At 70.3% G+C, this 19,142-nt stretch carries 21 protein-coding genes; 19 read left to right on the top strand and 2 right to left on the bottom strand.

Annotated features, from left to right (window positions below; translation table 11 throughout):
- Positions 1-10: 10 nt before the first annotated feature.
- Complete coding sequence (locus F1615_RS21400; protein ID WP_073933638.1) at positions 11-913, top strand: tRNA (adenine-N1)-methyltransferase; 903 nt, start codon at positions 11-13, stop codon at positions 911-913.
- A gap of 248 nt (positions 914-1,161) precedes the next feature.
- Positions 1,162-1,740 (top strand): hypothetical protein, encoded by a 579-nt coding sequence (locus tag F1615_RS21395; protein ID WP_149550641.1) that lies wholly within the window; start codon positions 1,162-1,164, stop codon positions 1,738-1,740.
- A gap of 80 nt (positions 1,741-1,820) precedes the next feature.
- On the opposite strand, the gene F1615_RS21390 is transcribed toward F1615_RS21395, so the two are convergent.
- Complete coding sequence (locus F1615_RS21390) at positions 1,821-2,126, bottom strand: ferredoxin (protein ID WP_149550640.1); 306 nt, start codon at positions 2,124-2,126, stop codon at positions 1,821-1,823.
- A 245-nt stretch (positions 2,127-2,371) separates the two neighbouring features.
- On the opposite strand from F1615_RS21390, the gene arc reads away from it, so the two are divergent.
- From arc to prcA, 6 genes are all read left to right on the top strand, one after another.
- Complete coding sequence (arc, locus tag F1615_RS21380; protein ID WP_149550638.1) at positions 2,372-4,138, top strand: proteasome ATPase; 1,767 nt, start codon at positions 2,372-2,374, stop codon at positions 4,136-4,138.
- Between the two features lie 232 nt (positions 4,139-4,370).
- Positions 4,371-5,882 carry a depupylase/deamidase Dop gene (gene dop, locus F1615_RS21375; protein ID WP_341873451.1) on the top strand — a complete coding sequence of 504 codons (1,512 nt, stop codon included), beginning with the start codon at positions 4,371-4,373 and terminating at the stop codon, positions 5,880-5,882.
- 189 nt (positions 5,883-6,071) lie between these two features.
- Entirely contained in the window at positions 6,072-6,290 is a 219-nt protein-coding gene (locus F1615_RS21370; protein ID WP_030225373.1) for a ubiquitin-like protein Pup, read from the top strand.
- Positions 6,291-6,356: 66 nt separating this feature from the next.
- On the top strand, positions 6,357-6,623 hold the full coding sequence (locus F1615_RS21365; protein WP_341873449.1) for an endonuclease domain-containing protein: 267 nt from the start codon (positions 6,357-6,359) through the stop codon (positions 6,621-6,623).
- Entirely contained in the window at positions 6,575-7,420 is an 846-nt protein-coding gene (gene prcB / locus F1615_RS21360; RefSeq protein WP_149550637.1) for a proteasome subunit beta, read from the top strand. Before F1615_RS21365 ends, prcB begins: the two co-directional genes overlap by 49 nt.
- A 70-nt stretch (positions 7,421-7,490) precedes the next feature.
- Positions 7,491-8,252 (top strand): proteasome subunit alpha, encoded by a 762-nt coding sequence (gene prcA / locus F1615_RS21355; RefSeq protein ID WP_149550636.1) that lies wholly within the window; start codon positions 7,491-7,493, stop codon positions 8,250-8,252.
- Between the two features lie 468 nt (positions 8,253-8,720).
- Here the strand turns inward: prcA and F1615_RS21350 are convergent, their stop codons facing one another.
- Entirely contained in the window at positions 8,721-9,737 is a 1,017-nt protein-coding gene (locus F1615_RS21350; RefSeq protein ID WP_149550635.1) for a LacI family DNA-binding transcriptional regulator, read from the bottom strand.
- A gap of 93 nt (positions 9,738-9,830) precedes the next feature.
- On the opposite strand from F1615_RS21350, the gene F1615_RS21345 reads away from it, so the two are divergent.
- The 11 genes from F1615_RS21345 to F1615_RS21295 all read left to right on the top strand — a co-directional run bounded on the left by F1615_RS21345 (position 9,831) and on the right by F1615_RS21295 (position 19,112).
- On the top strand, positions 9,831-11,090 hold the full coding sequence (locus tag F1615_RS21345; protein ID WP_149550634.1) for an MFS transporter: 1,260 nt from the start codon (positions 9,831-9,833) through the stop codon (positions 11,088-11,090).
- Positions 11,091-11,099: 9 nt separating this feature from the next.
- Complete coding sequence (gene pafA, locus F1615_RS21340; RefSeq protein ID WP_142196373.1) at positions 11,100-12,461, top strand: Pup--protein ligase; 1,362 nt, start codon at positions 11,100-11,102, stop codon at positions 12,459-12,461.
- 138 nt (positions 12,462-12,599) lie between these two features.
- Entirely contained in the window at positions 12,600-13,601 is a 1,002-nt protein-coding gene (locus tag F1615_RS21335) for an FKBP-type peptidyl-prolyl cis-trans isomerase (protein WP_149550633.1), read from the top strand.
- Positions 13,602-13,662: 61 nt separating this feature from the next.
- The gene (locus tag F1615_RS21330) at positions 13,663-14,034 is read left to right on the top strand and encodes an FKBP-type peptidyl-prolyl cis-trans isomerase (RefSeq protein ID WP_030835713.1); all 372 of its coding nucleotides are present in this window, start codon (positions 13,663-13,665) and stop codon (positions 14,032-14,034) included.
- 123 nt (positions 14,035-14,157) lie between these two features.
- Positions 14,158-15,111: a helix-turn-helix transcriptional regulator gene (locus F1615_RS21325; RefSeq protein WP_149550632.1), complete on the top strand. Its 954-nt coding sequence runs from the start codon at positions 14,158-14,160 to the stop codon at positions 15,109-15,111.
- Between the two features lie 18 nt (positions 15,112-15,129).
- Complete coding sequence (locus tag F1615_RS21320; protein WP_149550631.1) at positions 15,130-16,125, top strand: helix-turn-helix transcriptional regulator; 996 nt, start codon at positions 15,130-15,132, stop codon at positions 16,123-16,125.
- Between the two features lie 70 nt (positions 16,126-16,195).
- A complete protein-coding gene (locus F1615_RS21315) occupies positions 16,196-16,489 on the top strand; it encodes a phage terminase large subunit family protein (RefSeq protein ID WP_244328808.1) in 294 nt (97 codons plus the stop codon).
- A 10-nt stretch (positions 16,490-16,499) separates the two neighbouring features.
- Positions 16,500-16,694, top strand: a complete 195-nt coding sequence (locus F1615_RS21310) for a hypothetical protein (protein ID WP_149550630.1) — start codon at positions 16,500-16,502, stop codon at positions 16,692-16,694.
- A gap of 252 nt (positions 16,695-16,946) precedes the next feature.
- Complete coding sequence (gene tatA, locus F1615_RS21305; protein WP_037932365.1) at positions 16,947-17,228, top strand: Sec-independent protein translocase subunit TatA; 282 nt, start codon at positions 16,947-16,949, stop codon at positions 17,226-17,228.
- Positions 17,229-17,320: 92 nt separating this feature from the next.
- Complete coding sequence (gene tatC / locus F1615_RS21300; RefSeq protein WP_149550778.1) at positions 17,321-18,190, top strand: twin-arginine translocase subunit TatC; 870 nt, start codon at positions 17,321-17,323, stop codon at positions 18,188-18,190.
- A gap of 31 nt (positions 18,191-18,221) precedes the next feature.
- Positions 18,222-19,112 (top strand): diacylglycerol kinase, encoded by an 891-nt coding sequence (locus F1615_RS21295; RefSeq protein ID WP_149550629.1) that lies wholly within the window; start codon positions 18,222-18,224, stop codon positions 19,110-19,112.
- The last annotated feature ends 30 nt before the right edge of the window (positions 19,113-19,142 follow it).

Below are 19,142 nucleotides of genomic sequence, written 5' to 3'. Positions count from 1 at the left end.
GGCTGGTCACATGTCCGAACCGACCGGTGCCGCCCGCAGGCGCGGGCCCTTCAAGGTCGGGGACCAGGTTCAGCTGACCGACCCCAAGGGCCGCCACTACACGTTCACGCTCGAGGCCGGGAAGAACTTCCACACCCACAAGGGTTCCTTCCCCCACGACGAACTGATCGGTGCTCCCGAGGGCAGCGTTGTCCGCACCACCGGGAACGTCGCCTACCTCGCGCTGCGCCCCCTGCTCCCCGACTACGTCCTGTCCATGCCCCGCGGGGCCGCCGTCGTCTACCCGAAGGACGCGGGGCAGATCCTCGCCTTCGCCGACATCTTCCCCGGCGCGCGCGTCGTGGAGGCCGGCGTCGGCTCCGGCTCGCTCAGCAGCTTCCTGCTGCGCGCCATCGGCGACCAGGGCATGCTGCACTCCTACGAGCGCCGCGAGGACTTCGCCGACATCGCCCGGCAGAACGTGGAGCGCTACTTCGGCGGACCGCACCCCGCCTGGCAGCTCACCGTGGGCGACCTCCAGGACAACCTGTCCGACACCGACGTCGACCGCGTCATCCTGGACATGCTCGCCCCCTGGGAGTGCCTGGAGGCCGTCTCCAAGGCGCTCGTCCCCGGCGGCATCCTGTGCTGCTACGTCGCCACCACCACCCAGCTCGCCCGGACCGTCGAGTCCATCCGTGAGATCGGCTGCTTCAACGAGCCGACCTCGTGGGAGACGATGATCCGCAACTGGCACATCGAGGGCCTGGCCGTCCGTCCGGACCACCGGATGATCGGCCACACCGGCTTCCTGCTCACCGCCCGCCGCCTCGCCGACGGAGTCGAGCCGCCCATGCGCCGACGCCGTCCCGCCAAGGGCGCCTACGGCGAGGACTACGCCGGTCCCAACGCCGACGGAGGCGCCGCCCGCTGACGCGGCCCGCCACTCCCGCAACGCACGGGCGCCGTGGCGCAGTTCCCCCGAACCGCTCGGAACTGCGCCACGGCGCTCCGCCGTTGACACGGTGACACGTCGACACATCGACATGAGTGCGGCGACCGCAGCCCTCCCCGGTTCCCCGGCACCGCAACTGCACACCCCCCGCCGTTCCCTCCGTACTGTGACGTGTGGCACGATGCTGGCCACCCCCACCGGCACAGCCCTCACAGGAGACACTCCTAGTGCAGCCTTCCGCCGTTCCGGAGCTCGCCCACACGCACGCACGCCCGATCCACTGGGTCGCCACCGCCACGGCCCTCGCCGGTGTCGTGGCCCTGTCCTCGGTCCTGGGGCCCGACGCCGCCACCGCGGCCCCGCCCCCCGGACCGCAGACGAAGAGCGCCCCGGCGCAGACCGCCCCACCCGACCCGGCGGCCGTGGAGTTCCCCCTCGAGTGCGGCCCGGTGAAGCCGGTGGTGAAGAAGAAGGCGTCCGGCGACCTCGACGGAGACGGGCGGCCGGAGACGGTGGCGGTGGTGCACTGCGACGCCCCCATGGGCACCCCGCCCGACGGTGTGTACGTCGTCACCCAGGCCGCCGGGAGCACGCGGCCGCGCGTGGTCGCCACCCTGGCCGACCCCGAGGACCGTACCAACGTCGACGACTTCGCCGTACGGGACGGCGAGGTCGCCGCCACCCTCCTCGGCTACTCGTCCGAGGACGTGCCCAGTTGCTGTCCCGATGTGCGCGAGAGCGTGAAATGGCGGTGGGACGACGGCGCGTTCGTGCGGTCGACCCCGTCCGGCGCCAGGAGCGTGTGACCCGCACGCGGGGCGTGCGTCGGGGCGCGCACACCGGAGTGTGAGGAATCAGACAGTCGTGACGCGCCGTGCCGTAGCGGTCACGCGGCGTCCGGCCCGTACACCTCGGCCCTGTCCGAAACCCGACGGACGTGGATGCACTCGCCGGGACACTCCTTCGCGGAGTCGATCACATCCGTGAGGAGCGGCAGGGGCACGGGCGTTGTCGCCCCCTTGTCCTGCAGCAGCTCGTCCTGCGGGCTCTTCACATAGGCCAGACCGTCGATGTCCAGCTCGAACACCTCGGGCGCGTACTGCGCGCAGATGCCGTCACCGGTACACAGGTCCTGGTCGATCCAGACCTCCAGGGCCTCGCCACCGACTCCGGCCTCCTGCTGCACGCTCATCTCTCCTGCCGTTTCCTGCGCCGAGCCGAACGGGAATCCGGCCAGCTCTGACGGGTGTTGAACACTTCGACCCTACCTTCGCCTGGGTTCCAATCATCTTCGGTGGGTATTCCCCTGGCGTGAGGGAGAGCGCAAGGGTGAAGATCGGACACACCCCGACCGTCTTTGTGATCTAGGGGTTTCAATCGACACCCGCCCAGGTAGGGTCTGGAAGCGTCCAGCTCCCCTTGGAGGAGGTGAGGACCGTGGCAGCCCACGACGACGACATGAACCGCGGCATCCGCCCGGGACACGGGTCCGACGACCCGGCCGGGCAGATCGCCTACCTTGAGCAGGAGATCGCCGTCCTGCGACGCAAGCTCGCCGACTCTCCGCGACACACGAGGATTCTCGAAGAGCGGATCGTCGAGCTGCAGACCAACCTGGCCGGCGTGTCCGCCCAGAACGAACGACTCGCGGGCACGCTCCGTGAGGCCCGCGACCAGATCGTGGCCCTCAAGGAGGAGGTCGACCGGCTCGCACAGCCCCCGGCCGGCTTCGGCGTCTTCCTCGTGGCCAACGAGGACGGCACGGCCGACATCTTCACCGGCGGCCGCAAGCTGCGGGTGAACGTCAGTCCCAGCGTCGAGCTCGACGAGCTCAGGCGCGGCCAGGAAGTGATGCTCAACGAAGCGCTCAACGTGGTCGAGGCCATGGAGTTCGAGCGCGTCGGTGACATCGTCACCCTCAAGGAGATCCTCGAGGACGGCGAGCGGGCCCTGGTGCTCGGGCACACCGACGAGGAGCGGGTGGTGCGGCTCGCCGAGCCGCTGCTGGACGTCACCATCCGCCCCGGCGACGCCCTGCTGCTGGAACCCCGCTCGGGATACGTCTACGAGGTCGTCCCCAAGAGCGAGGTCGAGGAGCTCGTCCTCGAGGAAGTCCCCGACATCGGATACGAGCAGATCGGCGGCCTCGGTGGCCAGATCGAGGCCATCCGCGACGCGGTCGAGCTGCCCTACCTCTACCCGGACCTGTTCAAGGAGCACGAACTGCGGCCGCCCAAGGGCGTGCTGCTGTACGGACCCCCCGGATGCGGCAAGACGCTCATCGCCAAGGCCGTCGCCAACTCGCTGGCCAAGAAGGTCGCCGAGGTCACCGGCCAGGCCGCCGGCAAGAGCTTCTTCCTCAACATCAAGGGCCCCGAGCTGCTGAACAAGTACGTCGGTGAGACCGAGCGGCAGATCCGCCTGGTCTTCCAGCGGGCCCGGGAGAAGGCCAGCGAGGGCACCCCCGTCATCGTCTTCTTCGACGAGATGGAGTCCCTCTTCCGCACCCGTGGGTCCGGTGTCAGCTCGGACGTGGAGAACACCATCGTCCCGCAGCTGCTCGCCGAGATCGACGGCGTCGAGGGCCTGCAGAACGTGGTCGTGATCGGCGCCTCCAACCGTGAGGACATGATCGACCCCGCCATCCTGCGTCCCGGCCGGCTGGACGTGAAGATCAAGATCGAGCGTCCGGACGCCGAGGCGGCCAAGGACATCTTCGGCAAGTACCTCACCGAACGCCTCCCGCTGCACGGCGACGACCTCTCGGAGCACGGCGGCGACAAGTCCATGACGGTCCAGAGCATGATCCAGACCGCGGTGGAACAGATGTACGCCGAAACCGAGGAGAACCGCTTCCTGGAAGTCACCTACGCCAATGGTGACAAGGAAGTCCTGTACTTCAAGGACTTCAATTCCGGTGCCATGATCGAGAACATCGTGGGCCGCGCCAAGAAGATGGCGATCAAGGACTTCCTGGAGAAGAGCCAGAAGGGCCTCCGCGTCTCCCACCTGCTCCAGGCCTGCGTGGACGAGTTCAAGGAGAACGAGGACCTGCCCAACACCACCAACCCGGACGACTGGGCCCGTATCTCCGGAAAGAAGGGCGAGCGGATTGTTTACATCCGTACGCTCATCACCGGAAAGCAGGGCGCGGACACCGGACGCTCCATCGACACGGTGGCGAATACCGGTCAGTACCTGTAAAAACCAGGGCGGCTGCGGGTGCCCTCAGCGGGTACCCGCAGCCGACTGTTTTTCGGTGCCACGGCTGGAGCACAGCAATGACGCAAATGATCTCCCCACCAGCGCAAAGGCGTTCTAGGCTCTCTGGTACCGCCGAGTCGCGCAGTGCGGGGACGGGCACCGCACACGCACCGGAGCGCCAGCGGTACAGCAGCGTCCCCGACCGGGGACGCCGCCGGGCAAGGAGGGCCGCATGACCGTACGGCGAGTAATGGGCATCGAGACGGAGTACGGAATCTCCGTCCCCGGCCACCCCAACGCCAATGCCATGCTCACCTCGTCCCAGATCGTGAACGCCTACGCGGCGGCGATGCACCGGGCCCGCCGGGCCCGCTGGGACTTCGAGGAGGAGAACCCGCTGCGGGACGCGCGAGGCTTCGACCTCGCCCGTGAGGCCGCCGACGCCAGCCAGCTCACGGACGAGGACATCGGTCTGGCCAACGTCATCCTGACCAACGGCGCGCGGCTCTACGTGGACCACGCCCATCCGGAGTACAGCGCGCCCGAGGTCACCAATCCGCGCGACGCCGTGCTCTGGGACAAGGCGGGCGAGCGGATCATGGCCGAGGCGGCGGAGCGCGCGGCCCAGCTTCCCGGCGCCCAGCCGATCCACCTGTACAAGAACAACACCGACAACAAGGGCGCGTCCTACGGCACGCACGAGAACTACCTGATGAAGCGGGAGACCCCCTTCTCGGACATCGTGCGCCACCTGACGCCGTTCTTCGTCTCCCGCCAGGTCTTCACCGGCGCCGGCCGTGTCGGAATCGGCCAGGACGGCCACGAGCACGGCTTCCAGCTCAGCCAGCGCGCGGACTACTTCGAGGTCGAGGTGGGCCTGGAGACGACGCTGAAGCGCCCGATCATCAACACCCGGGACGAGCCGCACTCCGACGCGGAGAAGTACCGGCGACTGCATGTGATCATCGGCGACGCGAACCTGTCCGAGATCTCGACGTACCTGAAGCTGGGCACGACGGCGCTGGTGCTGTCCATGATCGAGGACGGCTTCATCGCGGTGGATCTCGCGGTGGACCAGCCGGTGCGGACGCTGCACCAGGTGTCGCACGATCCGTCCCTGAAGCGGCTCGTCACGCTGCGCAGCGGGCGGACGCTGACCGCGGTGCAGCTCCAGATGGAGTACTTCGAGCTGGCTCGCAAGTACGTGGAGGAACGCTTCGGGGCCGACGCCGACGAGCAGACCAAGGACGTCCTCGCGCGCTGGGAGGACACACTCACCCGGCTGGAGAACGACCCGATGAGCCTGGCCGGCGAGCTGGACTGGGTCGCCAAGCGTGAGCTCATGGAGGGATACCGGCGCAGGGACGGTCTGGACTGGGACGCCGCCCGGCTGCACCTGGTGGACCTGCAGTACGCCGACGTGCGCCCCGAGAAGGGCCTGTACAACCGTCTGGTGGCCCGGGGACGGATGAAGCGGCTCCTGGCCGAGGAGGAGGTCGAGCGGGCCCGTACGGCGCCTCCGGAGGACACCCGGGCCTACTTCCGCGGGCGGTGCCTGGAGCAGTACGCGGACGATGTCGCGGCGGCCTCCTGGGACTCGGTGATCTTCGATCTGCCGGGCCGGGACTCGCTCCAGCGGGTGCCAACCCTGGAACCGCTTCGCGGAACGCGTAATCACGTCAAGGAGCTCCTGGACCGCTGCCGGACGGCGGAAGACCTGGTCAGGGTGTTGTCCGGGGGGTGATCCTGGCCTGGGCGGGTACCTGCGGGTACCCGGAAGGACCGGCCGGACAGGGTGGAAAATCCCCGGTCCGGGAATCATCGAGGTGGTCCCCGTACGTTGGAGCAACTGCGGGGGCATTGTCGGACCCGGCTTGTAGGGTCTGATCTTGACCGAGCAAGTGTGTCGGGCGAACCGAGCGGGGTGAGGGTGATGGCGACCAAGGACACCGGCGGCGGACAGCAGAAGGCCACCCGGTCCACCGAGGAGGTCGAGGAGCAGGCGGCGGAGACGCAGGCTTCGGAGGACCTCAAGGAGCGTCAGGAAAAGCTGAACGAGGACGTGGACGACGTCCTCGACGAGATCGACGACGTGCTCGAAGCCAACGCCGAGGACTTCGTGAGGTCCTTCGTTCAGAAGGGTGGCCAGTAGCCTCCGGACCGGAGGCCGCGGGGGCGCACGGGGCGAGAGACGAAGACGGTGTGAACGCTGTTCGCGGTGCGGGCTCGGCCGGCCGCGGGCAGCGTTCGCGCTGCGGGGGTGACGAGGGCCGCCGTCCGGGGCGTCCCGAAAGCCCTCGCCGGATATGTGGATCATTGCCGTGAGGCGGGTAGGGTCCGTGGCGTACCGTGCTTCAACTGCAATTCGGCCATCGGCAAGTTGGGAGATGATCCCGACGCTGTTCGTCGGGCAGCCGCCTACCTGGAAGGAACTTCGTGGAAGCGAACACTCGTCACACAGGGCGTCTGCCGGCCGCCTTCCTGACGCCCGGATCCTCCTCCTTCATGGATTTCCTCTCCGAGCACCAGCCGGAACTGCTGCCGGGCAGGAGGACGTTGCCGCCCGTCAAGGGCGTGATCGAGGCGCCGCACGGCACGACGATCGTGGCCGTCACGTTTCCCGGCGGGGTCGTGCTCGCCGGTGACCGGCGGGCCACCATGGGGAACGTCATCGCGCAGCGGGACATCGAGAAGGTGTTCCCCGCCGACGAGTACTCGGCCGTGGGCATCGCCGGCACGGCCGGGCTTGCCGTGGAGATGGTGAAGCTGTTCCAGCTGGAGCTGGAGCACTTCGAGAAGGTCGAGGGCGCGCAGCTCTCGCTGGAGGGCAAGGCGAACCGGCTCTCCACGATGATCCGTTCCAATCTGGGCATGGCCATGCAGGGACTGGCCGTGGTCCCGCTGTTCGCCGGGTACGACGTCGACCGGGAGAAGGGGCGGATCTTCTCCTACGACGTCACGGGCGGGCGCTCGGAGGAGCAGGGGTACGCCGCCACCGGTTCCGGTTCGATCTTCGCGCGCGGTGCGATGAAGAAGCTGTTCCGGGAGAATCTGAGTGAGGCCGAGGCCACCACGCTGGTGGTGCAGGCGCTGTACGACGCGGCAGACGACGACTCGGCGACCGGTGGTCCCGATGTCGCCCGCCGGATCTACCCCATCGTCACCGTGATCACCGAGGACGGCTACCGCCGGCTCACCGAGGACGAGGCGTCCGACATCGCCCGGTCCGTGCTGGAGCGGCGGCTGGAGCAGCCGGACGGTCCGCGGGCCTCGCTGCTGTAGGCCGCGCGGGCGGGTTGTTCGGATGTTTCAGGGTGGTCCAGTGACTTCGACAGAAAGGGACGGATAACCGGTGTCGACGCCGTTCTATGTCTCACCCCAGCAGGCGATGGCCGACCGGGCGGAGTACGCCCGCAAGGGCATCGCCCGTGGCCGCAGCCTTGTCGTGCTGCAGTACGCCGACGGGATCGTGTTCGTCGGCGAGAACCCGTCCCGGGCGCTGCACAAGTTCAGCGAGATCTACGACCGGATCGGGTTCGCCGCCGCCGGTAAGTACAACGAGTACGAGAATCTGCGGATCGGGGGCGTGCGGTACGCCGATCTGCGGGGTTACACCTACGACCGGGACGACGTGACCGCCCGGGGGCTGGCGAACGTGTACGCGCAGACACTCGGGACGATCTTCTCGAGCGTGGGGGAGAAGCCGTACGAGGTGGAGCTGGTGGTGGCCGAGGTCGGGGAGACCCCGGAGCAGGACCAGATCTACCGGCTGCCGCACGACGGGTCCATCGTGGACGAGCACGGCTCGGTGGCGGTGGGGGGCAACGCGGAGCAGATCAGCGGGTACCTCGATCAGCGGCACCGGGACGGGATGACGCTGGCGGAGGCGCTGAAGCTGGCGGTGCAGTCCCTGTCGCGGGACACCAACGGCAGTGAGCGGGAGATTCCCGAGGAGCGGCTGGAGGTGGCCGTGCTGGACCGCACGCGGCCGCAGAAGCGGAAGTTCAAGCGGATCGGCGGACGGCAGCTGGGGCGCCTGCTGGAGGCGGGCGGCGCGGAGACGGCCTCGGAGGCGGAGGACGCGGAGACCGACTCCGGCGGCGACGTGGAGTAGGTCTCCTCGTGCAGCGCCTGATGCCGGTGGGTGGGTCGGGGCCGGGTCGGGGGTGTCCGTCCTCGGACTGGCGCGACTGGGTTGGCCGAAGGGGCCGAGGGCGCTGACTCGCACCAGCCGCTGCGGGCGCACACCCCCGCCCCGTCCCCTCCGCGCCGTCGGCGGCGTACTCCGCGGCGGCCGGCCGCGCCAGTGCGGACAACCGCCGGCAGAGGTGCCGCGCGCGCCGTGCCTGCGGGCAAGCGGTGTCGCGCCTCCGTTCCTGCGGGCAGCCTCGCCGTTGCCGGTCGTCGCGGGCGGTCGTGCCGCTGGGGTGATGGGGTCCCCCGCTCGAGCGAAGCCGAGAGTGGGGGAGGTGGCACAGCCCGGCGCGACGGCACCCCGTATGCGCCGGGCTGCGCCACCTCCGCCGGCCCACACCGACGCCGGGTAGCTCCCTCAACCCCGGCCGGCGCAGCCCTCGCCGCGTCAGCCCGCCGGCACCCGTGCCGTCGACCCCCGCACCACCAGGTCGACCGGGATGTCGCCCTCCGAGGGATCGCGTCCCTCCAGCACCGCCAGCAGCGCCCGCATCCCCCGCTCCCCGAACAGCTCCGCATCCAGCCGCACCGTCGTCAGCTCCGGATCGATCGCCGTCGCCAGGGCCAGATCGTCCAGCCCGGTGACGGACAGATCCTCCGGCACCCGCAGCCCCAGCCGCCGCGCCGCCTTGTACGCGCCCGCCGCCAGCTGGTCGTCGTCACAGACCACCGCGGTCGGCCGGTCCGGCGCCCCGGCGAGCGCGGCCTGGGCCGAGGCCTCCGCACCCCTGATGGAGATCGGCGCACGCGCCGTGCGCAACGACGTCCCCGGGACCTCCCGCAGCCGCCCCGCCAGCTCCCGCGCGCGCACCTCGAAGGTCCAGGACGGCACATCCGCCGCCAGATGCAGGAACCGGCGGTGCCCCAGGCCGAGAAGGTGGTCCGTGACCTGCCGGACCCCGTCGGCGATGTCCAGGTTGACCGTGGCCGCGCCCACACTGCCCTCGGGATCGCTGTCCAGCATCACCAGCGGCAGCTGGTCGCCGCGGATCGCGGTCAGCGCCTCCGCCGCCATCGAGGAGGCGATCACGCCGTCCAGGGCCGCCTGGGCGGACGCGAAGGGGTTGCGAGCGGGGCCGATGCCCTCGGGGGAGGGGTAGAGGACCACGCCGAATCCGTGCTGGGAGGCCACCCGGGCGGCACCCGTGTAGACGCCCGCGAAGAACTCCGTGGTGAGGGCGGGGACGACGAGGAGGACCGTGCGGGTACGGCCGAGGCGGAGGTTGCGGGCGGCGAGGTTGGGCCGGTAGCCCAGGGCGCGCGCGGCCTCGCGCACGCGCTCCGCCGTGGCCTGTGAGACCCGGCCGCGCCACTTGTCGCCGAGGACCAGGGAGACCGCGGCCTGGGAGACACCGGCGGCCTGGGCGACATCCCGGCTCGTGGGGCGGGTACCGGCTCCGGGCATCGTCGGGCCGCTCCTTCGTCTGGACTGGTGAACAGCGGCCATGGTACGTATGGAGGAACAAGTTATACGTAAAACTTCAGTGGAGGCGCCGGAATGGCCACGGGATACCTGGAGATCCTCCGGGCACGGCACGCCACCCGGCTGCTGGTCGGCACGCTCGTGGGGCGGCTGCCCAACGCGACCGCGGCCATCGCGATCGTGCTGTTCGTGCGCGCGGAGGGCGGTACGTACAGCCTGGCCGGAGCCCTGGCCGCGGTGTACGGCGTCGCCAACGCCGTCGGACAGCCTGTGCTGGGGCGGCTGGTGGACCTGCGGGGGCAGCCGCGGGTGCAGTTGCCCGCCGCCGTGCTGTCGGCGCTGGCGATGGCCGTGTTCGCCTTCGTGGGTACCGGGCCCCCGGCGCTCGCCTACGGCGCGGTCGCCGCGGCGGGCCTCTTCACTCCGCCGCTGGAGGGCGGGCTGCGGGCGCTGTGGTCCTCGGTGCTGCCCAAGGAGGACCACGTGCACCGGGCGTACGCCATGGACGCCGTGGCGCAGGAGGTGATGTTCACCGTCGGGCCGCTGCTCGTGACGGTCTGCGCCTCGTTGTGGTCCGCCCAGGCCGCGCTGCTCGTGCTGAACGTCATCGGCGTGCTGGGCGCCCTCTCCGTCGTCGTGTCGCAGCCCTCCCGCGCCTGGCGGTCGGCGCCGCGCGAGGCGCACTGGCTGGGCGCCCTGCGCTCGCCGGGGCTGCTCGCGCTGCTGGGCGCCTTCCTGGCCGTGGGGATGGCCCTGGGGTCGATCACGGTGGCGGCCGTGACGTACGCGGACCAGCACGGCGGCGACCACGTGTACGGCTGGCTGATGGCGGGGATCGGGCTGGGCGCCCTGGTCGGCGGTGCGGCGTACGGGGCCCGGCAGTGGGCCGGTGAGCCCGCGCGGCGGCTTCAGGTGCTCGTGGCCCTTCTGGCGGTGTGTTACCTGCCGCTGATGCTGATGCCCGGCCCGGTGGCCATGACGTTGCTCACCGTGGTCGCCGGCCTCTTCCTGGCGCCGGCGATCGCCTGCGCGTTCGTGCTCGTCGACCGGCACGCGCCGCGCGGGACCGTCACGGAGGCCTTCTCCTGGCTGGTGACGACCTTCACCGTGGGCGCGTCGGTCGGAACGGGTCTCACCGGTCCGGTGGTCGAGACGGGCGGGGCGCTGTGGGGGTTCGCCGTGCCGGGTGTCGCGGGCGGCGTGTCGCTGCTGGTTTTGATCGCCACGGGACGGGTATTGGCGGTTCCCGCCGGCAGGGCGGTGGTCGCGGCCCGTTCGGAAAATGATCCGAACCGTGCCCCCGAACCTCGTTTCAGCTCGGGGGATCGGGCGTAATGTTCCCTCATGGACCGCCGCATTTTCGGGCTGGAGAACGAGTACGGCGTCACGTGCACGTTCAGGGGACAGCGCCGCCTGTCGCCTGACGAGGTGGCGCGGTACCTCTTCCGCCGTGTCGTGTCATGGGGCCGGAGCAGCAATGTCTTTCTGCGAAACGGCGCCCGCCTCTATCTCGACGTGGGGTCACATCCGGAATACGCAACGCCGGAATGTGACAACGTGACCGAGCTGGTCACCCACGACAAGGCCGGCGAGCGCATTCTCGAAGGACTCCTGGTGGACGCCGAACGACGCCTGCACGAGGAGGGAATCGCGGGCGACGTCTACCTCTTCAAGAACAACACCGACTCGGCCGGCAACTCCTACGGGTGCCACGAGAACTACCTCGTCGCCCGGCACGGGGAGTTCTCCCGGCTGGCGGACATCCTCATCCCCTTCCTGGTGACGAGGCAGCTGCTGTGCGGCGCGGGCAAGGTGCTGCAGACGCCGCGCGGCGCCGTGTACTGCGTCAGCCAGCGGGCCGAGCACATCTGGGAGGGCGTCTCCTCCGCGACGACCCGCTCCCGGCCGATCATCAACACGCGGGACGAGCCGCACGCGGACGCCGAGCGCTACCGCCGGCTGCACGTCATCGTGGGCGACTCGAACATGTCCGAGACGACCATGCTGCTCAAGGTCGGCGCCACCGACCTGGTGCTGCGCATGATCGAGGCGGGCACCGTGATGCGCGACCTGACCCTGGAGAACCCCATCCGGGCGATCCGCGAGGTCAGCCACGACATCACCGGGCGGCGCAAGGTGCGCCTGGCCAGCGGCCGGGAGGCGTCCGCGCTGGAGGTGCAGCGCGAGTACTACGAGAAGGCGCTGGACTTCTGCGAGCGCCGCGGCATCCGCACCGGCACCGTCGAGCAGGTGCTGGAGCTGTGGGGCCGCACGCTGGACGCGATCGAGTCCGAGGACCTCGACCGCATCGGCACCGAGATCGACTGGGTCATGAAGTACAAGCTGCTCGAGCGGTACCGGGCCAAGCACAACATGACCATGTCGCACCCCCGGGTCGCGCAGATAGACCTCGCCTACCACGACATCCACCGCCGGCGGGGCCTGTACTACCTGCTGGAGAAGAAGGGACAAGCCGCCCGGATCTGCAACGACTTGAAGATCTTCGAGGGCAAGTCCGTACCGCCGCAGACCACTCGGGCCCGGCTGCGGGGCGACTTCATCCGGCGGGCCCAGGAGCAGCGCCGCGACTTCACCGTCGACTGGGTGCACCTCAAGCTGAACGACCAGGCCCAGCGCACCGTGTTGTGCAAGGACCCGTTCCGCTCGGTGGACGAACGGGTGGAGAAGCTGATCGCCGGAATGTGAGAAACACGTTCTGTCAGGGGATCCCAATATTCCCGGAACGTCACACGGGCGCCGTACGTTACACCGTGCGGCGCCCTTCTCACGCCGTAGAGTTGCGCGGACGCCATCCACAAGATCGACGATTACGAGGCCCCCACCGTGCGCCGACGCTCACTTCTCATTGCCGTTCCCGCTGGACTGGCCACCCTCGCCGCGTGCGGCGACGACAAGTCCGACTCGGGCAATGCCGGCGACAGCGCGTCGCCCTCGGCGCCCGAGACGTCCGCCGCGCCGCCGCCGAAGATCGTCGACGGCCCGCTTCCGGCGATCACGGCGGGCACGAAGTTCGGTGAGAAGCCGACGGTCGCCAAGGGCAGCGGCGATCCCTCCAAGGACCTCGCGGTCAAGACCGTCATCGCGGGCGGCGGCAAGACGGTCGCCGAGAACGACTTCGTCGTGGCCCACTACCTGGGTCAGGTGTGGAGCACCGCGAAGGTGTTCGACAACTCCTACGACCGCAAGACCCCGCTGGCCATCCAGCTCGCCCAGGGCACCATCATCGACGGCTGGCGGTACGCGCTCACCGGCAAGAAGACCGGCAGCCGCGTCCAGATGGCCGTACCGCCGAAGTGGGGGTACGGCGAGCAGGGCAACGAGCAGGCGGGCATCAAGGGCACCGACACGCTGGTGTTCGTGGTCGACGTGCAGGACACGTACAACGCCAAGAGCTCCGCCAAGGGCTCCGAGGTGGCCCAGGACAACAAGGACCTGCCCAAGGTCGGCACCAACACCGACGGCAAGGCGCCCTCCATCGAGGTGCCCGACACGGACGCCCCCAAGAAGCTCGTGTCGAGCTACGTCCTCGAGGGCGACGGCGAGGAGGTCGGCGCCGACAACAGCGTGCTCGTGCAGTACAAGGGCGTGCTGTGGGACGGCGGCAAGGAGTTCGACTCCACCTACGGCCGGGGGCAGCTGACGTCGTTCTCGCTCCAGCAGGTCGTCAAGGGCTGGGCGCAGGGGCTCACCGGCAAGAAGGTCGGCAGCCGGGTCCTCATCGTCATCCCGCCGGAGCTGGGCTACGGCGACAATCCGCCGCAGGGCAGCGAGATCAAGAAGGACTCCACACTGGTCTTCTCGGTCGACATCCTCGCGAAGCTGTGACGCCGTGGGGATGTAAGACTGTGCGTGTTCGCCTTTCCGCAGACAAGCAGGAGCGTTAGACGTGAGCATCGACAAGCCCGAGATCGACTTCCCGGGCGGCGAGCCCCCGGCGGACCTCGAGATCAAGGACATCTGGGAGGGCGACGGCGAGGTGGCGCAGGCGGGTCAGACCGTCACCGTCCACTACGTCGGCGTGGCGTTCAGCACGGGCGAGGAGTTCGACGCCAGCTGGAACCGCGGCACCCCCTTCCGCTTCCCGCTGGGCGGCGGCCGGGTCATCAAGGGCTGGGACCAGGGCGTGCAGGGCATGAAGGTCGGCGGCCGCCGTCAGCTGACCATCCCGGCGCACCTCGCCTACGGCAACCAGAGCCCCACCCCGGCGATCAAGCCCGGTGAGACCCTGATCTTCGTGGTCGACCTCCTCGGCGTCTGATCCGACCGGAGTCGATCGCCTGGGGCCCATGCCTGTCCGGGCATGGGCCCTCGGCTTTTACCGCGCCACCTCGGGGCGGTACGGTCATCGCTCGTAAGCACCATAGGGAGGCGAAGCGCGTCGATGGCCATTGCCAAGGCCGAGCGGCTGATGAATCTGGCGCTGTGTCTGCTCGGGACCCGGCGGCCGCTCAGCAAGCGCGAGCTGCGCGAGTCCATCGAGGCCTATCTGGAAGCCGGGTCCGACGACTCCTTCAACCGGATGTTCGAGCGCGACAAGGACGATCTGCGCGAACTCGGACTGGTGATCGAAACCGTTGAGAACCTCGACGGCGACACCGGCTACCTCGCGCGCCGCGACAGCAACCGGCTGCCGCCGATCACCCTCGACGCCGAGGAGGCCGCAGCCCTCGGGCTCGCCGCCAAGGTGTGGCAGCAGGCCCGGCTCGCCGGAGCGGCCAGCGGCGCCCTGCAGAAGCTGCGCGCGGCGGGCCTCCCGGAGGACGTCGACCCGTACGGTGCCCATGGTGCGCTCGAACCGCGCATCCCCGTGCACGAGGCGGCGTTCGAGCCGCTGATGCTGGCCTGCCGCGACCGCCGGCCAGTCGTCTTCGACTACCGCAAGGCCAACGCCGCCCAGCCCGAACCCCGCCACGTCGAACCGTGGGCGCTGGAGTGCTGGCGCGGCCACTGGTACCTGGCCGGCTGGGACCGTGACCGGGGTGCCGAGCGGGTCTTCCGGCTCTCCCGGATCAGCGGCAAGGTGCGGTCGCGCAGCGGCCGGTTCACCGTCCCGGTGCCGGACGTCGTCACCGTGCGGGAGACCGTGGCGAGCTGGGCCGGGGAGACCGCCGACCGCTCGGCGCGGATCCGGCTGCGCTCCGACGCCGGTTACCCGCTCCGGTCGAAGGCCACCGCGGTGCGGGAACTCGGGGACGGCTGGGACGAGTTGGAGATTCCGTACGGACACGGGCTGGATGCCTGGCTGGTGGAGTTCGGGCCGGACGTGGTGGTCCTGGGACCCGCCGAGCTGCGGGCCGACGTGGTGGACCGGCTGCGTGCCGTGGCCAAGGGCTGAGGGGGAGCGGACAAGAACGTGGCAGGCAAACCGGTCAGGCCCGTGAACGCCATCGACCAGACCCGGCGGATGCTCTCGCTGGTGACGTATCTGCGCGAGCGCCCCGGCGCCCGGATCGAGGACGTGGCGCGCGCCTTCGGCATCACCGAGGACGAGCTGGTCTCCGACCTCGACGTCCTGCCCATGTGCGGCACCAGCTTCCGCGGCGGCGACCTGCTGGACATCGACACCGACGGCGAGCGCATCTGGTGGCACAACCCGGCGGCCCTCGGCGCCGAGGCCGCCGAGCCGCTGAGGCTGGCCGCCGACGAGGCGACCGCCCTGCTGGTCGCCGCCCGTGCCGTGGCCACCCTGCCCGGCCTGCGCGAGAGCGACCGGCAGGCCCTGCTGCGCGCCACGGCCAAGGTCGAGACCGCCGCCGGTGAGGCGGCGGGCGCCAGCTCCCGGCTGTCGGTGACCTTCGAGTCCGAGGGCGGGGTCTTCGCGGACGTCGACCGGGCCATCGCCGAGCGCCGCAGGCTGTGGATCCGCTACTACTCGCCCGCGCGCGACGAGGTGACCGAGCGGGAGATCGACCCCATCCGTCTGGTCAGCGTCGGTCACACCTACGTCGAGGCCTGGTGCCGCCGCTCCGAGGCGCGCCGCACCTTCCGGCTCGACCGGGTCGCCGAGATCAGGGTCATGGACGAGCCGTCCGCGCCGCCCGAGATGGAGCTGCGGGACCTGTCGGAGGCACTGGTGCAGCCCGCGGCCGAGGACCCGGAGGTGGTGGTCGAGGTCGCGCCGGGCGGGCGCTGGGTCGCCGAGTACTACCCGCACGACAGCGCGGATGAGCTTCCCGACGGCGGGCTGCGTATCACCCTGCGCACGCCCGACCCCGCCTCGCTCAGACGGCTGGCGCTGCGGCTCGGCCGCGACGGCCGCATCGTCGAGCCGTCCGAGCTGGCCGACAGCGCCCGGCAGGCGGCGCGCGAGGCGCTGGCGGCGTACGACGGGGCCGAGGCGGCCGGATGAACGGGCCGCACGCGGGCTGGGACGGGCGGCCTGTGCGGGACGGGCAGGACGACAGTCAGGAGCGAGGGCTTTGAGCGAGTCGGCGACCCCTGGAGTGCGGGGCATGACGGCGGCGTCCGCGTTCGCCGGGATGAGGAGCGTGGCCCCGGTGATGTTCCGGGCGGGCTGCCCGGACTGCCGGGAGCGCTTCGAGCTCTCCGCGAGCGCGCTGCGCCTGGCCATCGGCGCCAGCAGCCGCACCACCTTCTACTCCTTCACCTGTCCCGGGTGCGGCGCCGCCGTCCGCAAGCCGGCGGGGGAGCGGATCGTCGAGCTGCTGACCGGCGGCGGGGTCCGGACGCTGCGGCTGCACTCGACCGTCTAGGCTCGCTCCCATGTTCTGGCCGATGTTCGCGGTTGCCGTGGGATTCCTGGGTCTTCTGGTGCTCGGGGTGCTTGCCGTCCGGGTCTTCGTCGAAGCGGAGCGGCTCGGCAGGCAGGTCACGGAGTCGGCCCGGCGTATCAGCCGCGCCGCCGAGGACCTGGAGAGCGCGGCGGCCGGCGCGGCGCGTTCGGCCGAGGCGCTCTGACCTCGTCCACCGGTGGCGCGACCGCCCGCGACGGCCGGCAGGGCCGCGCGCTGTCACCCGGCGGGGCCCGGCAGGTACGCTGCCTATCGCGGCCCGGAGAACGAGGCCCGGATCGCGGACGGGAGTACGCACAGGGATTGCCGGACGTTCACCCCTGAGCGTTACGATCGCTGCCAGCACCGTCGTTCGGACACTTGTCCGACCGGTCGGACAGCCACCCACCCACCCGCCTCGGTGAGAAGGTAAAGACTTATGGGACGGCTCGGACCTACCGAGATCATTCTGATCCTCGTCGTCATCATCCTGCTGTTCGGCGCGAAGAAGCTTCCGGACATGGCGCGGTCGCTCGGCAAGTCCGCACGCATCCTCAAGAGCGAGGCGAAGGCGATGAAGGACGACAACAAGTCCTCCGCCCCCGCCGACCCGCCGGCCCCCGGCGAGCAGCCTCCGGCGCAGCGCACCATCCAGGCGGCCCCCGGCGACGTGACCAGCTCCCGCCCGGTCACGGAGCCGACGGACACGACCAAGCGCTGACGCAGGGCCGGTGATCTCCGGCCCGCCGCACGAGATGGGAACGTGGGTTGCTCAAGTCTGCCCGCAAGCAGGAGAGGGATCCCGAGGGGCGGATGCCCCTCGTGGAACACCTGCGTGAGCTGCGCAACCGGCTCGCCAAGGCCGTCGTCGCGATCGTCGTGGTGATGATCGCGGCCGCGTTCTACAGCGAGCAGCTCATGCAGTTCCTCGCGGAGCCGGTGCCGAAATGCGAGGACCTGGCGAACAGCGACGGCGGCAACTGCGCCATCGTCTCCTTCAACACACTGACGTCGCCGTTCACCACGACGATCAAGGTGAGCCTCATGGCCGGCCTGATCGTCTCCAGCCCGGTGTGGCTCTACCAGCTCTGGGCCTTCGTCGCCCCCGGGCTGCACAAGCACGAGAAGAAGTACACCTACTACTTCGTCGCGGCCGCCGTTCCGTTGTTCGTCGGCGGCGCCTACCTGTCGTACGTCATCCTCCCCGTCAGCATCAAGGTGCTGCTCAGCCTGACACCCGGGGGATCGGCCAACATCCTCTCGCTCGACGAGGTCCTCGACTTCACCATCAGGATGGTGCTGGTCTTCGGCCTGGCCTTCGAGCTGCCCCTGCTGCTCATCATGCTGAACCTGGTCGGCATCGTCTCCGGCCGCCGCATGGCCGGCTGGTGGCGCGGTGTCGTCATGGGCGTCTTCGTCTTCGGCGCCGTCGCGACGCCCACGACCGACCCGGTGGGAATGATCGCGCTCTCCGGGCCCATCGTCGTCCTCTACTTCGTCGCCGTGGCGTTCTCGCTGCTCAACGACAAACGGCGCGCCCGCAGGGAGTCCGCGGGGCCCGCCGACGACGAGGCCTCCGAGCTGGACCTCACACCGGAGTCGATCGAACCGGTGGAGCCGGTGGCCGCACTGCCCGAGCAGGCGACCAAGGACCGGGTCAACGGTTATGACGACGTGACCTGAGGAGCGGCCCGCAGCTCATAGGGTCACTCCCGTGACCAGCGAGATCACCCTCTTCGTCAACCCCACCGCGGGCGGCGGCCGGGGCGCCCGCGCGGCGCTGCCGGCCGCTTCGGCCCTGCGGGACGCCGGCTTCCCGGTGCGGACCGTGCTCGGTGACGACCCCCAGGACGCCCTGGCCCGGGCACGCGCCGCGATCGAGAAGGGCACCGGCGCCCTGATCGCCGTGGGGGGCGACGGCATGGCGAACCTGGCGCTGCAGGCGGTCGTCGGCACGGGCACCCCGTTCGGCCTGGTCGCCGCCGGAACCGGCAACGACTTCGCCCGCGCGCTCGGCATGCCCCTGCGGGAACCGGCCGCGGCCGGCCGGATGATCGCCGACGCCCTCAGGAGCGGCCGGGTCCGCGACATCGATCTGGGCCGGATCGGCGACCGCTGGTTCGGCGCCGTGCTCGCCTCCGGGTTCGACTCCCGCGTCAACGACCGCGGCAACCGGATGCGGTTGCCCCTCGGACGCTTCAAGTACGACCTCGCGATGGTCGCCGAACTGGCCGCCTTCCGGCCCCTGCCGTACCGGATCACCCTGGACGGCGGCGAGGTACGCGAGGTCGAGGCGACGCTGGTGGCCGTCGGGAACGGGCCGTCGTACGGCGGCGGCATGCGGATATGCCCCGGAGCGGATCTCACCGACGGGCTGTTCGACATCACGGTCGTGGGGGAGTGCAGCCGGGCCACGCTGCTGCGGGTGTTCCCGCGGGTGTACCGGGGGACGCACGTCGACCATCCCGCGATCACCGTGCTGCGGGCGGCGAGCGTCGAGCTGGCCGCCGAGCACGTCACCGGGTACGCGGACGGGGAGCCGGTGGGCCCGTTGCCGCTGACCGCGCGGTGCGTGCCGGGCGCCCTGCGGGTCGTGGGCCCCTGATCCGGGCGGCTCCCGCCGCTCAGCGGGACG

This window comes from Streptomyces marokkonensis (assembly GCF_008312835.1).
Lineage (GTDB): Bacteria > Actinomycetota > Actinomycetes > Streptomycetales > Streptomycetaceae > Streptomyces > Streptomyces marokkonensis_A.
The sequence above is the reverse complement of the archived record's forward strand: the minus strand, read 5'-3'. Positions and strand labels throughout refer to the sequence as shown.

Coding starts and splice junctions, on each gene's coding strand:
- F1615_RS21400 (WP_073933638.1), top strand. CDS start 11: ATGTCCGAACCGACCGGTGCCGCCCGCAGGCGCGGGCCCTTCAAGGTC.
- F1615_RS21390 (WP_149550640.1), bottom strand. CDS start 2,126: ATGAGCGTGCAGCAGGAGGCCGGAGTCGGTGGCGAGGCCCTGGAGGTC.
- dop (WP_341873451.1), top strand. CDS start 4,371: ATGACCGTACGGCGAGTAATGGGCATCGAGACGGAGTACGGAATCTCC.
- F1615_RS21370 (WP_030225373.1), top strand. CDS start 6,072: ATGGCGACCAAGGACACCGGCGGCGGACAGCAGAAGGCCACCCGGTCC.
- F1615_RS21350 (WP_149550635.1), bottom strand. CDS start 9,737: ATGCCCGGAGCCGGTACCCGCCCCACGAGCCGGGATGTCGCCCAGGCC.
- F1615_RS21345 (WP_149550634.1), top strand. CDS start 9,831: ATGGCCACGGGATACCTGGAGATCCTCCGGGCACGGCACGCCACCCGG.
- pafA (WP_142196373.1), top strand. CDS start 11,100: ATGGACCGCCGCATTTTCGGGCTGGAGAACGAGTACGGCGTCACGTGC.
- F1615_RS21325 (WP_149550632.1), top strand. CDS start 14,158: ATGGCCATTGCCAAGGCCGAGCGGCTGATGAATCTGGCGCTGTGTCTG.
- F1615_RS21310 (WP_149550630.1), top strand. CDS start 16,500: ATGTTCTGGCCGATGTTCGCGGTTGCCGTGGGATTCCTGGGTCTTCTG.
- tatA (WP_037932365.1), top strand. CDS start 16,947: ATGGGACGGCTCGGACCTACCGAGATCATTCTGATCCTCGTCGTCATC.
- tatC (WP_149550778.1), top strand. CDS start 17,321: ATGCCCCTCGTGGAACACCTGCGTGAGCTGCGCAACCGGCTCGCCAAG.